The organism is Burkholderia sp. BCC1208 (assembly GCF_902833095.1).
Lineage (GTDB): Bacteria > Pseudomonadota > Gammaproteobacteria > Burkholderiales > Burkholderiaceae > Burkholderia.
This window is the reverse complement of the sequence record NZ_CADFDY010000014.1, coordinates 178,709-193,436: the sequence shown is the minus strand read 5'-3', so window position 1 is coordinate 193,436 and position 14,728 is coordinate 178,709. Positions and strand designations below refer to the sequence as shown.

General features: G+C 69.0%; 15 protein-coding genes. All 15 read right to left on the bottom strand.

All coding sequences use genetic code 11. The features are described from left to right. Positions 1-83 precede the first annotated feature (83 nt). Positions 84-590, bottom strand: coding sequence for a VOC family protein (locus tag HWX09_RS31305; RefSeq protein ID WP_027783240.1), 507 nt, complete (start codon positions 588-590; stop codon positions 84-86). Positions 591-755: 165 nt separating this feature from the next. Then, positions 756-1,994 carry a DUF3443 family protein gene (locus tag HWX09_RS31300; protein WP_027783239.1) on the bottom strand — a complete coding sequence of 413 codons (1,239 nt, stop codon included), beginning with the start codon at positions 1,992-1,994 and terminating at the stop codon, positions 756-758. Positions 1,995-2,010: 16 nt separating this feature from the next. Next, positions 2,011-2,514, bottom strand: a complete 504-nt coding sequence (locus tag HWX09_RS31295; protein WP_027783238.1) for a DUF2844 domain-containing protein — start codon at positions 2,512-2,514, stop codon at positions 2,011-2,013. A gap of 258 nt (positions 2,515-2,772) precedes the next feature. After that, positions 2,773-3,504, bottom strand: coding sequence for a protein phosphatase CheZ (cheZ, locus tag HWX09_RS31290; protein WP_027783237.1), 732 nt, complete (start codon positions 3,502-3,504; stop codon positions 2,773-2,775). A 1-nt stretch (position 3,505) separates the two neighbouring features. After that, positions 3,506-3,901 carry a chemotaxis response regulator CheY gene (gene cheY / locus HWX09_RS31285; RefSeq protein ID WP_027783236.1) on the bottom strand — a complete coding sequence of 132 codons (396 nt, stop codon included), beginning with the start codon at positions 3,899-3,901 and terminating at the stop codon, positions 3,506-3,508. Positions 3,902-3,968: 67 nt separating this feature from the next. Further along, positions 3,969-5,060 carry a chemotaxis response regulator protein-glutamate methylesterase gene (locus HWX09_RS31280; RefSeq protein ID WP_027783235.1) on the bottom strand — a complete coding sequence of 364 codons (1,092 nt, stop codon included), beginning with the start codon at positions 5,058-5,060 and terminating at the stop codon, positions 3,969-3,971. Then, positions 5,057-5,857, bottom strand: coding sequence for a chemoreceptor glutamine deamidase CheD (gene cheD / locus HWX09_RS31275; protein WP_027783234.1), 801 nt, complete (start codon positions 5,855-5,857; stop codon positions 5,057-5,059). The genes HWX09_RS31280 and cheD overlap by 4 nt, the downstream gene beginning before the upstream one ends. Beyond that, positions 5,854-6,837 carry a CheR family methyltransferase gene (locus HWX09_RS31270; RefSeq protein ID WP_027783233.1) on the bottom strand — a complete coding sequence of 328 codons (984 nt, stop codon included), beginning with the start codon at positions 6,835-6,837 and terminating at the stop codon, positions 5,854-5,856. Before HWX09_RS31270 ends, cheD begins: the two co-directional genes overlap by 4 nt. Positions 6,838-6,840: 3 nt before the next feature. After that, positions 6,841-8,799, bottom strand: coding sequence for a methyl-accepting chemotaxis protein (locus HWX09_RS31265; protein WP_027783232.1), 1,959 nt, complete (start codon positions 8,797-8,799; stop codon positions 6,841-6,843). Positions 8,800-8,836: 37 nt separating this feature from the next. Continuing rightward, a complete protein-coding gene (cheW, locus tag HWX09_RS31260) occupies positions 8,837-9,352 on the bottom strand; it encodes a chemotaxis protein CheW (RefSeq protein ID WP_027783231.1) in 516 nt (171 codons plus the stop codon). 48 nt (positions 9,353-9,400) lie between these two features. Further along, on the bottom strand, positions 9,401-11,662 hold the full coding sequence (gene cheA, locus HWX09_RS31255; RefSeq protein WP_027783230.1) for a chemotaxis protein CheA: 2,262 nt from the start codon (positions 11,660-11,662) through the stop codon (positions 9,401-9,403). Between the two features lie 33 nt (positions 11,663-11,695). Beyond that, positions 11,696-12,073, bottom strand: coding sequence for a response regulator (locus tag HWX09_RS31250; protein ID WP_027783229.1), 378 nt, complete (start codon positions 12,071-12,073; stop codon positions 11,696-11,698). A gap of 16 nt (positions 12,074-12,089) precedes the next feature. Further along, complete coding sequence (gene motB, locus HWX09_RS31245) at positions 12,090-13,109, bottom strand: flagellar motor protein MotB (RefSeq protein WP_027783228.1); 1,020 nt, start codon at positions 13,107-13,109, stop codon at positions 12,090-12,092. 13 nt (positions 13,110-13,122) lie between these two features. Further along, positions 13,123-13,983, bottom strand: a complete 861-nt coding sequence (gene motA / locus HWX09_RS31240; RefSeq protein ID WP_027783227.1) for a flagellar motor stator protein MotA — start codon at positions 13,981-13,983, stop codon at positions 13,123-13,125. Positions 13,984-14,165: 182 nt separating this feature from the next. After that, a complete protein-coding gene (gene flhC / locus HWX09_RS31235; RefSeq protein ID WP_011350591.1) occupies positions 14,166-14,720 on the bottom strand; it encodes a flagellar transcriptional regulator FlhC in 555 nt (184 codons plus the stop codon). Positions 14,721-14,728 lie beyond the last annotated feature (8 nt).

Here is a 14,728-nt window from a genome sequence, read left to right as displayed (position 1 = left end):
GTGGCGGGTGGCAGGCGGCGGGCGGCGGGCGGCGGGACGGGCCGGCGGCCGCCGACCTGAGCGACCTATATGACCTACGCGACCTAAGCCGATTCGCCTGCCGCCGCCCGCTGCAGCGCGCCGAGATCGAGCTTCTTCATCGTCATCACCTGCGCCATCACGCGCTCGGCGCGGGCCGCGTCGCCCGTCATCAGTTCGGCCATCTGCACGGGCACGACCTGCCACGACACGCCGAAGCGGTCGCGCAGCCAGCCGCATTGCTGCGCGCGCTCGTCGCCGCCTTCGGACAGGCGCGCCCAGTAATGGTCGATCTCGTCCTGGTCGCGGCAATTGACGACGAACGACACGGCCGGCGTCATCTGGAACACGGGGCCGCCGTTCAGCGCGACGAACGCCTGCCCGTCGAGCTCGAACGCGACGGTCATCACCGCGCCCTCGGCGTTGCCGGACGCGTGCGCGCCGGCCTTGCCGTAGCGTGCGACGTGCACGATGCGCGCGTTGTCGAACACCGATACGTAGAAACCGGCCGCCGCCTCGGCGTCGCGGTCGAACCACAGGAACGGCGTGATGCGCTGGATACGCGAGTTCATGGCGCTGTCTCCTCGATGTCGTGCCGGCACCGTTGCCGGTCTTACATCGTAGGCGCTATGCCGGCGCCTGGCAGCGATCCGGTCCGTAGCGCCCGCCCGGCGCCGCGGCACAAAAAAAAGGGGGCGATCGCTCGCCCCCTCGTTCCTGCGTCCGGCCGTGCCGCGTCAGAACGCGACGAACGGCTGCCCGCCGCCGCTCGCGGTCTTGTCCATCCCGAAGTAGATCGTCTTGCCGTAGAAGTGCGGCATGCCGATGTCGAGCCAATTGGACGAGCCGAACGGGCCCGCGATGTCGTTGAACGCGAACGTCGACGAGTTCGAGAACAGCGCATCCGCGTTCGCGACCGGCATCGACACGGCGCCCGACGCGCCGTTCTGGCCGGTCAGCGTGGCCGAATAGGCAGTCGTGGCCGACGGGCAGTAGAACTCCGTATTCCTCGAGCAGACCGTCTGGGCCGAATCGTTGAAGAAATACGCGTTCGAGCCCGTATCGAAGAACGCGGTCACGTTGCGCCCCTGGAACGTCGCGCTGACGTCGCCGGTCGTGGTCGACGTCAGCACCGTCTTGCCGCTCAGGTTCGGCAGGCCGAACGTCAGCGTGCCGGTCGCGCTGCCCTGCCCACTGGACGAGATGTCGGGCATCTGCACGCTCACGCCGTCGTTGTTCGCGAACCGATGCACCGGGTTGGCCACCTGCTGCGCGAGCGGCACGAGCGCGACCGTGCAGCTCGCGTTGTCGCCGTTCGGGCACGCATAGTAGTTGTTGCTCGTCGACGTCGACGTCGCGCAGGTCGTGCCGCAGTCGTACGGCGCCGGCCCGATGCCGAGGATCCCGTTCGCGCCGAGCGCGCCGGTCGAGTTGGCCGACGCGCCGCCGTTCGTGCACGAGCTCGGCACGTTCGTCGTACCGAGGTCGCCGATGATCTGCACGGGCAGCGAGCCCGCCTGCTCGGTGCCGATCGACAGGTCGACGGTGCGCACCGACCCCCACGTGTAGCTCGACACGAACTTGCCGCATTCGGCGACCGGCGCGCCGCCGCTCGTCACCTGCGGCAGGCTGTCGTGCACGCCCGCCACCGCGCTGCCGACGAGCCGCAGCCCGTAGGACGCGGTATCGACGAGCACGTTGTTGACGATCTGGCAGTTCGACGTGCCGGGCACGCAGACCTTCACGCTGATGGTCGGGATGTTGATCACGTTCGCGGCGCCCGCGCCGACCGTGATGACGGCCGTGTTGCCGCTGTTGCCGTCGGACCCGCCCGAGCCGTTGCCGCCCGTGTTGCCGTTGTTGGCCGAACCGCCGCCGCCGCCATCGCCGCCGCCGCATGCGGTCACGAGCACGGCCGTTGCGGCCAGGAGGCCCAGCACGCCGAGCCAGCGCTTGAATGTACGAGGAATGCTCAAGATCGCTCTCCCGCTGTCACTGGATATCGGTGCCGGCCACGCCGGCAGGCAGCGCCGACGGCAGCCATGCCTGGCCGGAGAAGGCGCCCATGTGGCCGCCCGTCCGGATCACGAGGCCGCTCGTCTCGACGGCCACCGGCGCGCGCCAGCCGCGCGCCTGGTGCGCCGCCTGGACGCCGGCCGTGTACTGCGGGAAATAGCTGCCGAGCAGCGACGCGAGATCCGGCATCGTCGGCCCGTGCCACGCGAGGCCGAACACGCTGCCGGCGGCCGACGTGTATTCGTGGATGACGGTGCCCGATCCGAGCGTGATCTCGCGCACGGTATAGGCGGCCGTGCTCGGCTGCACGCCGTCCGCCGAGCGCATCGCGCGCTGCAGCGCGCGCACGGTGGCGGCCTGATCGTCCGCCGGCGGCGACATCGGCGCGCCGCCCAGTTCCGCGTGTGCGTGGACGGCCCACAGCACACCCATTGCAGCCGTCGCATGCGCGACGGTCCCGCCCAAGCGTTTCAGCTTCACGTTCCCCCCCATGGGACTGGCTTCGTTGCCGACGGCGCCGCCATCGGCCCGCGCCGCCTGCCAACTTATGAATCTTACGAATGACGCTACGTTGCTGCTGACGCGTAGTATGCCTGCGGAGTGTGGCGAAGTGTCAATTCGACGCAGGATCACGCCGCGCCGCGCAGGGGCGGCGCGCACGGGAAAACGAGGCGGGGACAGGGAATGCGCGCCTCGGGCGGCCCCGCGGAACGGGGCGCCCGGATGCGCCGCGGCAGGTCAGAAGCCGAGGCTCGCGAGCAGGTCGTCGACCTGCCCCTGGTCCTGAACGACGTCGGATTTGCCTTCCGGCGCGATCTGCGGGCCGTTCAGCAGCGATTCGGGGCTGCCGGTCGCGCTGATCTGCTCGGCCGCGAGCGCGGCCGCGGTGGCCGCGAACTGCTCGCGCCGCTCCGGCGCGATGTTCTCGACGAGCACGGTGAGGAGCTGCTGCTCGATCAGGTAGACCATGTCCATGATCTTCTTGATCACCTGCCCGGTCAGATCCTGGAAATCCTGCGCGAGCATGATCTCGAGCAGTTGCGCGCGGGTCGCCGACGTCGACCCCGGCAGCGTGCGCAGGAACGCGCGCGTATCGTCCATCAGCTCGCGCACTTCCGCGTGCTCGATCGGCGCCGCGTACCACTGCGCCCAGCGCGCGTCGAGCGCCTCGGCCTCGTTCTCGATGCGCTCCTGCATCGGCTTCGCGATCTCGATCGCATTCAGCACGCGCACCGCGGCCTGCTCGGTCATCGTCGCGACGTAGCGCAGCCGGTCGCGCGCATCGGGCACGGCTTCCGCCGCACGCTCGACATGCTTGTCGAGCCCGAGCTCGCGCATCGAATCGCGCAGCGTGCGCGTGACGTGGCCGATGCGCGCGAGAATGCGGTCGCTCGGGAAGTCGGCGCCTTCTGGGTGGCTGTCGGCGCTGAACCCCGCGCCGGCGAGCGCCGCATGGATCGGCTCGTTCACGTCAGCTCCCGGCCTTCGCCATCTTGTCGATGATCTTGTTCAGCTTCTCGTCGAGCGTCGCGGCCGTGAACGGTTTCACGACGTAGCCGCTCGCGCCGGCCTGCGCGGCCGCGATGATGTTCTCCTTCTTCGACTCGGCCGTGACCATCAGCACCGGCAGGTGCGTGAGCGTCGCGTCCGCGCGGATTTCCTTCAGCATCGCGAGGCCGTCGAGGTTCGGCATGTTCCAGTCCGAGATCACGAATTCGAAGCCGCCGCCGCGCAGCCGGGCGAGGCCGGCCGCGCCGTCCTCGGCTTCGTCGACGTTCGTGTAGCCCAGTTCCTTGAGCAGGTTGCGGACGATCCGGCGCATCGTCGGGAAATCGTCCACCACCAGGATTTTCATGCTCTTGTCCATCGTCGTTCCTTTCCAGATTCGTTTCGGTCGGGACGCGTATCGTGGCACGCGCCCCGTGACATTCCCTTCACACGCGCTGCACGCGGTCGCCCATCGTCGCCAGGCGCGCCATCACGCGGCGGCTCATGTCGGCGAGCGGCGCGATCTCGTCCGCGCCGCCGAGCGCGATCGCCTCGCGCGGCATCCCGAACACGATGCAGCTCGCTTCGTCCTGCGCGAACGTGTGAGCGCCCGCGCGTTTCATTTCCAGCAGCCCGGCCGCGCCGTCGCGGCCCATCCCGGTGAGGATCACGCCGATCGCGTTCTTGCCCGCGTGCGTCGCCGCCGAGCGGAACAGCACGTCGACCGACGGACGGTGCCGGTTCACCGGCGGCTCGTCCGACAACTGCGCAATATAGTTCGCGCCGCTTCTCGCGAGCAACAGGTGCGCGTGGCCCGGCGCGATGTACGCATGGCCCGGCAGCACGCGTTCGCCGTGCTCGGCTTCCTTCACCGCGATCCGGCACAGGCCGTTCAGCCGCTGCGCGAACGACTTCGTGAAGCCCGGCGGCATGTGCTGCGCGATCAGCACGGCCGGCGCATCGGGCGGCAGCGGCGTCAGCACTTCGCGGATCGCCTCGGTGCCGCCCGTCGACGCGCCGATGATGATCAGCTTCTCGGTACTGACGAGCGGGTTGTTGATCATCGGCGCGGCCGCGGCGCTGTCCGCCGCGCGCGCGGCGGCCTGCGGCTGCGGCGCCTGGCGCACGCGCGCGCGCGACGCCGCGCGGATCTTGTCGGCGAGCTTTTCCGCGTAGTCGAGCATCCCGTCGCGAATCCCGACGCGCGGCTTCGTGACGAAATCCACCGCGCCGAGTTCGAGCGCGCGCAGCGTGATTTCCGAGCCGCGCTCGGTCAACGACGACACCATCACGACCGGCATCGGCCGCAGGCGCATCAGCTTCTCGAGGAAGTCGAGCCCGTCCATGCGCGGCATTTCGACGTCGAGCGTGAGCACGTCGGGGTTGTGCTGCTTGATGAGATCGCGCGCGACGAGCGGATCGGGCGCGGTCGCGCACACCTCCATGTCGGGCTGGCTGTTGATGATCTCGGTCATCAGGCTGCGGATCAGCGCCGAATCGTCGACGCACAACACTTTGATCTTCTGCACTGCGGTCATGCCTCCTGCTTTCTTGATAGGGTCGCCGCGTACGGGGCGGCCGGGCTCCCGGCATGCGGGTTCGCCGTCCGCGCGCCGCCGGCGGCACCGGCGGCACCGGCCGCGCCGCCGCTGCCGGCCGGCGCGGCGCCGCGCGCACCGAACAGCTCGATGCGCGGGCGCGCCGGCTGCGGCGCCGCAGGCCGCTTCGCGGCGAACAGCTCGACGTGCGCGCGCGTGCGCGCCGCGCGGGCGCGATCGGCCTCGCGCGCGAGCGCGGCTTCGCGCTCGGTCACGCCCGGCACCTGCAGCCGCAGCTTCTTCACCATCGCGCGCCCGCTGTGCGGCATGAACGCGACCTTGCGCGGATGCACGCCCTGCAGGTCTTCCGCGGTGATGCGGATGCGCTCGAGCGCCAGATAGCGGCGCACGAAATCCGCGTTGCGATCGCCGATGTTGATCGTCGTCATCCCGGCCAGCACGGCCGCGCCGCCGAACACCTTCGCCTCGATGCGCTCGCGGCGCCCGCCGGCCTTGATCAGCTCGTTGATCAGCACTTCCATCGCATACGCGCCGTAGCGCATCGATTCCGACGCGGCCGCGCCCGGATCGGCGCCGTCGTCCGGCAGCATGAAGTGGTTCATCCCGCCGATGCCCGCGTACGGATCGTGCAGGCACGCGGCGACGCACGAGCCGAGCACGGTCATCAGCACCATGTCCTCGGACGTCGTGTAGAACTCGTTCGGCAACAGCTTCACGCCGGGGCGCTCAAAGTGGTTGTCGAAGTAGCGATTGGTCGCGATCGGCAGTGCGCTCATCCGCGCTCTCCATGGGCGGGCACGCCGCCCGCGGCCCGCGCGCGCACGGGCGACGGCATCGCGGCCGCCGGCGTGCCGCGCGGCCGTGCACCCTGCGCGGCGTCGCGCGTCAGTTCGTACACCGTCTGCCCGCGCAGCCGGAACGCCGGCGTCACATACGTGAAGTTCTCCGAATGGCCGGCGAACAGCAGGCCGCCCGGCTTCACGAGCGGCTCGAAGCGCGACAGCACCTGCCCCTGCGTCGGCTTGTCGAAATAGATCATCACGTTGCGGCAGAAGATCGCGTCGAACGGCTTCGGGATCCCGTAGTCCGCATCGGTCAGGTTCAGCTGCTCGAAGCGGATCATCGCGCGCAGCTCGGGGCGCACCTTCACGCGGCCGGCCTGCGCGCCCGTGCCCTTCAGGAAGAAGCGCTTCAGCCGCTCCGGCGACAGGTGCTTGACCTGGTCGTACGTGTAGATGCCGGCTTCGGCCTTCGCGAGCACCTGCGTGTCGAGATCGGTCGCGAGGATCGACGCGCTGCGCGCGGCCGTGTCGCCGAGCGCCTCGATCAGCGTGATCGCGATCGAGTACGGCTCCTCGCCGGTCGACGCCGCCGAACACCAGACCGATACCGGCGCCGGCCGCGATTTCACGAACTCCGACAGGATCGGGAAATGGTGCGACTCGCGGAAAAACGCCGTCAGGTTGGTCGTCAGCGCGTTGGTGAACGCTTCCCACTCGAGCGGATCGTCTTCCTGCTCGAGCAGGTCGAGGTAGTCGCGGAACGTGTCGAGGCCGCGCGCCCGCAGCCGTCGCGCGAGACGGCTGTAGGCCATGTCGCGCTTGTGCTCGGACAGCGAGATGCCCGCGCGTTGGTGAATCAGCGCACGGATGCGGGCGAAATCCGCGCCGGTGAACGCGAAGTCGCGCCCCGGCTCGCCCGCGCGAGGCGAGGCATCCGGTGCATCGGGTCGAAACGGCGCGCGCGCGTGCGACATGGTTTAGAAGGTCTCCCAGTCGTCATCGGACGCACCGGCGGCCGCCAGCGCCGGCTTCTCGCCGTTCAGCGCCGGGCGCACGAGCGCGGGCTTCGCGCCCGGCTTGTCCGCCGGTGCGGCCGTCTTCGCGAGACGCGGGCCGTAGCCGCCCGCGGCGGCACCGCCACGGGGAGCCGGTGCATCCTTCGGCGTACGCGCGGCGGCATCGGCCGCACGCTTCGGTTCGGGAGCGGCGCCCGCGGCAGCCGCGCGCGACGCCGGCGCGGCGCGCCGTGCCGCCGGTTGGGCCGCGGCCTGCGGCGCCGGCAGCGCGGCAACCGGCGCAGGGTGACGCGATTCCGACGGCAGCGCCGCCGGTTCGTGCGCGACCGGCCGCGCGGCGCCGCGCGCCGGCGCGAGCGCGATGCCGCCCGTGACGCGCCAGCCCGACACGATCGCCTTCATCTGGCGCGTCTGCTCCTCGAGCGACGCGGCCGCGGCGGCCGCCTGCTCGACGAGCGCCGCGTTCTGCTGCGTGACCGCATCCATCTGGCCGACCGCGCGGTTGACCTGCTCGATGCCGGTCGACTGCTCGTCGGACGCGGCGCTGATCTCGCCCATGATGTCGGTCACGCGGCGCACGGCCTGCACGATCTCGTCCATCGTCGAGCCGGCGCGCGCGACGAGCGCCGAGCCGCTGTCGACCTTCTCGGTCGAATCGCCGATCAACTGCTTGATTTCCTTCGCGGCGCTCGCGCTGCGCTGCGCGAGCGAGCGCACCTCGCCCGCGACCACCGCGAAGCCGCGGCCCTGCTCGCCCGCGCGCGCCGCTTCGACCGCCGCGTTCAGCGCGAGGATGTTGGTCTGGAACGCGATGCCTTCGATCGTGCCGATGATGTCGACGACCTTGCCCGAGCTCGCCGCGATGTCCTGCATCGTCGCCACGACCTGGCCGACCACGTCGCCGCCCTGCGTCGCGATGTCCGATGCGTTCACCGCGAGCTGGCTCGCCTGCCGCGCGTTTTCCGCGTTCTGCCGCACGGTGCCCGTCAGTTGCTCCATGCTCGACGCGGTTTCCTGCAGCGATGCGGCCTGCTCCTCGGTGCGCTGCGACAGGTCGGTGTTGCCGGTCGCGATCTCGCGCGCGCCGACGTCGATCGACTCGGTGCCGCGATGCACGGCCTGCACCATCGTCGTGACGGCGTCCTGCATCCGCTTGATGCCGCCGAACAGGCGGCCGATCTCGTTGGTGCTGAACACGCCCACCGGCTGCGTGAGATCGCCGCCGGCGATGCGCTCGAAGTGCGCGATCGCGTCTTCCAGCGGCTTGATGATCAGCCCGCGCAGCGCGAAGCGGATCGCGATCACGACGACGAACGCGATCGCGATGCCGGCCGCGATCAGCGCGATCATCATCGAGATCCGCGACTGCGTCTCGGCCTGACGTTCTTCCGCGCGCTTTTGCAGCGCCGCAATCACGGCCGCCGCCGTCTGGTCGAACGCGACGAACATCGGGCTGATCTTCGTGTCGGCGATCGCGTGGTACGCCGCCATGTCGCCCGCGCGCGCCGCGGCGAATTCGGGCTCGACGCCTTCCTTCACGATCGTCGTGTACCGTGCGGTGAGCTCGTCGACGAGCGCCTGCTCGATACCGGGCTTCGGCGTCGACTGGAACGCCTGCCAGTTCTGGTTCGACTTCGCATACAGCTCCTGCGCGCGGTCGAGCACCTTCGTCGCCTCGGCCGCATTGCCGGCTTCGGTCAGCGTACGGAAGCGATCGAGCGCCACGCGCGAGCGCAGCAGGTGCGCCGCCGTGTCGTCGAGCGTGTGGATCGCCGGCAAGTCGACGTGCGCGATCTCGTCGAGCGAGCGGCTCGCGTGATCGAGCGCGTAGAGGCCGAGCCCGCCGACCGCGGCGGTCAGGCACACGAGGATGAGTCCGACCGCCGTGAGCGTCGTGCGGATCGACCAGTTATGCAACATTGCAGATTCTCCCGAAATTGCTGCGCGCGCGGCGCGCTTACCCGCCGAGCGTCTCGATCAGCGCCATTTCACGGCTCGACATCAGCTTCTCGATGTCCATCAGGATCAGCATCCGGCCGTCGACCGTGCCGAGGCCCGTCAGGTACTCGGTCGTCAGCGTCGCGCCGAATTCCGGCGCCGGCATGATCTGGTCGGTCTGCAGCGTCAGCACGTCCGACACGCCGTCGACCACCATCCCGACCACGCGGTTCGACACGTTCAGGATGATCACGACGGTCTGGTGGTCGTACTCGACGCGGCCGAGATGGAACTTGATCCGCATGTCGACGATCGGCACGATGATCCCGCGCAGGTTGATCACGCCCTTGATGAACTCGGGCGCGTTCGCGATGCGCGTGACGCTGTCGTAGCCGCGGATTTCCTGCACTTTCAGGATGTCGATCCCGTATTCCTCGTCGCCGAGCGTGAACACGAGGAATTCCTGGCCCGTTGCGTCGCCGTGTTCCGCAGCGCGGCGGCTGGTTGCCGCGTTCGCCGCGGCCGGATTGATCATTTGGACTTCAGCAGACACGTTTGCCCCCAAATCGGTTGATGGCGAGAGTCAGAACATCGCGAGCTCGGCGCCGGCACGGGCGCCGTGCATCGCACGGGTTTCTCGGTTCAGCGCCGCGACGTCGACGATCAGTGCGACGCTGCCGTCGCCGAGGATGGTCGCCGCCGAGATGCCGTGCACCTTGCGGTAGTTGGTTTCGAGGTTCTTCACGACCACCTGCTGCTGGCCGACCAGCTCGTCGATCAGCATCGCGAAGCGGCGCCCCTCGGTTTCCATGATCGTGACGATCCCCTGCGTCGGGTCGGTGCGCGCTTCCTGGACCGAGAACACCTCGTGCAGCGCGACCAGCGGCAGGTATTCGCCGCGCACGCGCACCACGCGCTCGCCGTTGCCGACCGTGTAAATGTCGTCGTTCGACGGCTGCAGCGACTCCATCACGAAGTTCAGCGGCAGGATGAAGATCTCGCTGCCGACCTTGACCGACATCCCGTCGAGGATCGCGAGCGTGAGCGGCAGCACGATCCGCGTGGTCGTGCCGCGGCCCGCCAGCGACGTGATCTCGACGTGGCCGCCCATCGACTGGATGTTGCGCTTCACCACGTCCATCCCGACGCCGCGGCCCGACACGTCGGTCACCGTCTCGGCGGTCGAGAAGCCCGGCGCGAAGATCAGCTGCCACACTTCGTCGTCGCTGATGTTCTCGGAGATCTGCATGCCCTGCTTCGTGGCCTTCGCGAGGATCCGCTCGCGGTTCAGGCCCGCGCCGTCGTCGCTCACCTCGATCACGATGTTGCCGCCGTGATGCGCGGCCGACAGCACGAGCTGGCCGACCGCGTCCTTGCCGGCGGCGACGCGCCGGTCGACGGTTTCGATCCCGTGGTCGAGGCTGTTGCGCACCAGGTGCGTGAGCGGATCGATGATCCGTTCGATCAGGCTCTTGTCGAGCTCGGTCGCCTGGCCGAACGTGACCAGTTCGACCTGCTTGCCGAGCTTGCCGGCGAGGTCGCGCACGAGCCGGGGGAAGCGGCTGAACACGTAGTCCATCGGCATCATGCGGATCGACATCACCGCTTCCTGCAGGTCGCGCGCGTTGCGCTCGAGCTGCGCCATCCCGTTGAACAGGCGGTCGTGCAGCGCCGGATCGAACGCGGTCGCCGTCTCGGCCAGCATCGCCTGCGTGATCACCAGTTCGCCGACGAGGTTGATCAGCTGATCGACCTTCTCGACGCCGACGCGGATCGAGCTGCCTTCGGCGCCGGCCGCGGCCGCCGAGGCTGGGCGTGCGCGCTTGTCGTCGTGATGCGCGGCGACCGGCGCCGCGGGTTCGGCCGGTTGCGGTTGAGCGTGTTGTTGCGGCTGCGCCGCGACCGCGGGCGGCTCGGCCGGCGCCGGTGCCGGAGCAGCCGGTTGCGGTGCGGCAGCCGGCGGTGCGAATACCTCGACACGTGCGGGCTGCGGGGCGGCCGGCGCTTCAGCCGCGTCGGCAGCCACGGCGGGGGCACCCTGCGCGACGGCCGGTGCCGCCTGCGCGGCCGGCGCCGTGCCGCGCCCGACGCGAATCTGGCTTTCGTCGATCACGAAGCAGCACACCGCGACGATATCGTCGGACGGCACGTCCGATTCGACCCACAGCGACAGGTCGGCGCCCGCTTCCTCGCGTCCGACGATCCGGCCGAGGTTGCCGAGTTCTTCGGTGAGCAGCGCCTGATCCTTCGCGTCGACGCCGACCAGCGTGATCTTCAGGTGCGGGCCGCCGGCGTCGGCCGCCGGATGCGCGGCCGCGACGGCCTGCTCGACCACATGGTCGGGTGCGCGGTCGCCGCCGGCGGCGGGCTCGGCGGCCGGCGCCACGGCTGCGGCAACCGGAGCGGCCGGGGCAATCGGCGCCGGCTCGGCTGCGGCAGCAGGCGCGCCCGTACCGCTTTCGGCCTTCAGCCGTTCGAGCTTCGCGCAGATCGTCGCGGCGGCCGCCGCGTCGGGTTCGGCGCTCGCGCGGTAGTCGACGAGCTGGTCGGACAGCACGTCCTTGGTCTCGAGGAACGCGTCGACCATGTCCTTGGTCAGCGTCAGCTCATGGTTGCGTGCGCGGTCGAGCAGCGATTCGAGGATGTGCGTCGTATCGGTCAGCGCGGAAAAGCCGAACGTCGCCGCGCCGCCCTTGATCGAATGCGCGGCGCGGAAGATCGCCGCCAGATCCTCGGGATCGGGCGAATCGACGTCGAGATTCAGCAGCAACTGCTCCATCTGCGCGAGCAGCTCGTCCGCTTCGTCGAAAAAGGTCTGGTAGAACTGAGTGATGTCGAGAGTCATGCCCGGTCACCGGTTGAATTCGTCGCGTTCATGTCAGGAGGCAGCCGGCTCGGACAGCGTGGCGACCAGGTCGACCAGCACGCCCGGGTCGATCGGCTTTTCGATCCAGCCGGTCGCACCCGCGTCGCGTGCGGCGTCCTTGAACGCGTCGCTGCCCTCGGTCGTCAGGATGAGGATCGGCGTGTCCGCGTACGCGGTCAGCTTGCGCAGCGCGGCGATTACCTCGAGCCCGCTCTTGCGCGGCATGTTCTGGTCGGTCAGGACCAGGTCGTACGGCGCCGTCGCCGCCATGTCGAAGCCGGCTTCGCCGTCCGGCGCCACCGTCACGTCGTAGCCGGCCTGCGCCAGCGTGGCCTGCAGCAGCGCACGCATGGTCGCGGAGTCGTCGATGGCGAGAATGGTTCGGATCATGTCTGTCTCGGGAACGTCAGGGTTTCGGCGCCACGGCGACGGCGCTCGCCACGACCGGACGCACCGCCGGCGTCCGGCCGCCGAGCTGCTGCGCGAGCAGCTTCGAACCGGCCGCGTCGGCGGACAGCGTCGTCGTCGTCGCGTCGTCGCGCATCAGCGCTTCTTCGGATTTGCGATTCAGCACGATCACGCTGATCCGGCGGTTTTCCGGATCGAGCGGATCGGCCTTGTTCAGGTTCTGCGTCGACGCGAGGCCCAGCACGCGCAGCACTTTCGCCTCGTCCATGCCGCCGGAGATCAGCTCGCGGCGCGACGCGTTCGCGCGATCGGCCGACAGCTCCCAGTTGCTGTAGCCGCCCTCGCCGCCTGCGTACGGCACGGCGTCGGTGTGGCCCTGGACGATGATCCGGTTCGGCACATCGTTCAGCGTCTTGCCGATCTCGCGCAGGATGTCGCGCATGTACGGCTCGACGTGGTCGCTCGACATCGCGAACATCGGCCGCTTCTGCGTATCGACGATCTCGATGCGCAGCCCCATCAGCGTCGAATCGATGCGGATCTGCTGCTTGAACTGGCGCAGCGTCGGATTGGCCTCGATCGCGGCCATCAGCTTGATCTGCAGGTCGTGCAGGCGCGCCTGCTCGAGCCGCTCGAGCGCGCCCTGCGCCTGCGCTTGCGCATGCTCGTCGACCGGCTTCGCGACGCGCTCGGCGAGCGACGTCGTGCCGTCGGTGCGGCGCAGCGTGCCGGCGTCGACGCTCGACAGGTCGCGGCCGCCGCCGTTGATGATGCTCGAGTCCTGCGAGCTGCGGTCGCCGCTGCCGAGAATCGCGGCCTTCAGCGGCATGTTGAAGTATTCGGCGATCCCCTTCAGCTGCACCGGCGTGACCGAACTCAGCAGCCACATCAGCAGGAAGAACGCCATCATTGCGGTCATGAAGTCCGCGTACGCGAGCTTCCATGCGCCGCCGTGGTGGCCCTTCTTCGCCGGGGCCACCCGCTTGACGACGATCGCGCGATCCTTGCTCTTGCTCATCGGTTGCTCCGCGTCACTTCGCCTTCACGCGGCGCACATGTTCTTCGAGTTCGGAGAACGACGGGCGCTCGGTCGAGAACAGCACCTTGCGGCCGAACTCCACCGCGATCGCCGGCGCATAGCCGTTCAGCGTCGCGAGAATCGTCACCTTGATGCACTGGAACATCTTGGTCGACTCGGCGACGCGCTGCTCCGCGAGGCTCGCGAGCGGCCCGATCAACCCGTACGACAGCAGGATCCCGAGGAACGTGCCGACCAGCGCCTGCGCGATCATCGCGCCGAGCACCGCGGGCGGCTTGTCGGCCGACGCCATCGTGTGCACGACGCCCATCACCGCCGCGACGATGCCGAACGCCGGCATCGCGTCGCCGACGCGCATCAGCGCATGCGCCGGGCCTTCGCCTTCCGTGTGGTGCGTCTCGATCTCCTCGTCCATCAGGCTCTCGATCTCGAACGCGTTCATGTTGCCGCCCACCATCAGGCGCAGGTAGTCGGTCAGGAATTCGACGATGTGGTGATCGGCGAGGATCTTCGGGTATTGCGTGAAGATCGGGCTCTTTTGCGGATCGTCGATGTCGGCCTCGAGCGTCAGCGTGCCTTCCTTGCGTGCCTTCGCGAGCAGCACGTAAAGAAGCGCCATCAGCTCCATGTAGACGTCCTTCGTGTATTTCGAGCCCTTGAAGAGAGTCGGCAGCACGCGCAGCGTGGCCTTGATGGTCTTGCCGCCGTTGCCGAGGATGAACGCACCGACGCCCGCGCCCACGATCATCAGGATCTCGACCGGCTGGATCAAGGCGCCCAGATGCCCGCCTGCCAGCGCATAACCGCCGAAGACGGACAACAGCGTCACGAGTGTTCCCACGATAATCAGCACTGCCTGTCCCTCACGAAAGACCGGCGGGGAGACCGCCGTTAAACAGGTTTACGGCAGTCGGCAGGAAAACTTTCGCGGCCGCCCGGCGGCGGCCCGACGGTGTTTACCAGCAATGCGCGGACGATTCGCGCGGCCCGCGGGCGTCGCCCGTGCGGCGCTCGCGCCCCCTTCCGGCGCGGCGCTCAGGCCGCTGCGGCGGCCAGTTCGGCGCGCGCGGCGGCGGCCTTGCGGGTCTTGCCGGCTCGCGACGGCGGCTGGCAGAGACCGCACACGAAACCTTGATGCGGATCATGCGCATGCGCGACGAAATGGCCGCCGCAGCGCGTGCAGGGCGTCATCTGCAGCATCCCCGAATCGAAGAAGCGCACCAGCGTCCATGCCCGCGTGAGGCTCAGCGCGGCCTCGTCGCCGGACAGGTTCACGTGCTCCTGATAGAGCCGGTACGCCTTCACGATCGACTGGATCGGCTCGCAGCGACCGTGGTCCTGCATGAACCGGTAGATGTTGTAGAACAGCGACGAGTGGATGTTCGGCTGCCACGTCATGAACCAGTCGGTCGAGAACGGCAGCATCCCCTTCGGCGGCGACACGCCCTTCAGTTCCTTGTACAGCTTGATCAGACGGTCCCGCGACAGGCTCGTCTCCGCCTCCAGCAGCTGCAGCCGGGCGCCCAGTTCGATCAGTTCGATGGCGAGGGTGATTTCCTTCACCTCGATCACGACGCTTTTGCTTGCCATGGTGATAA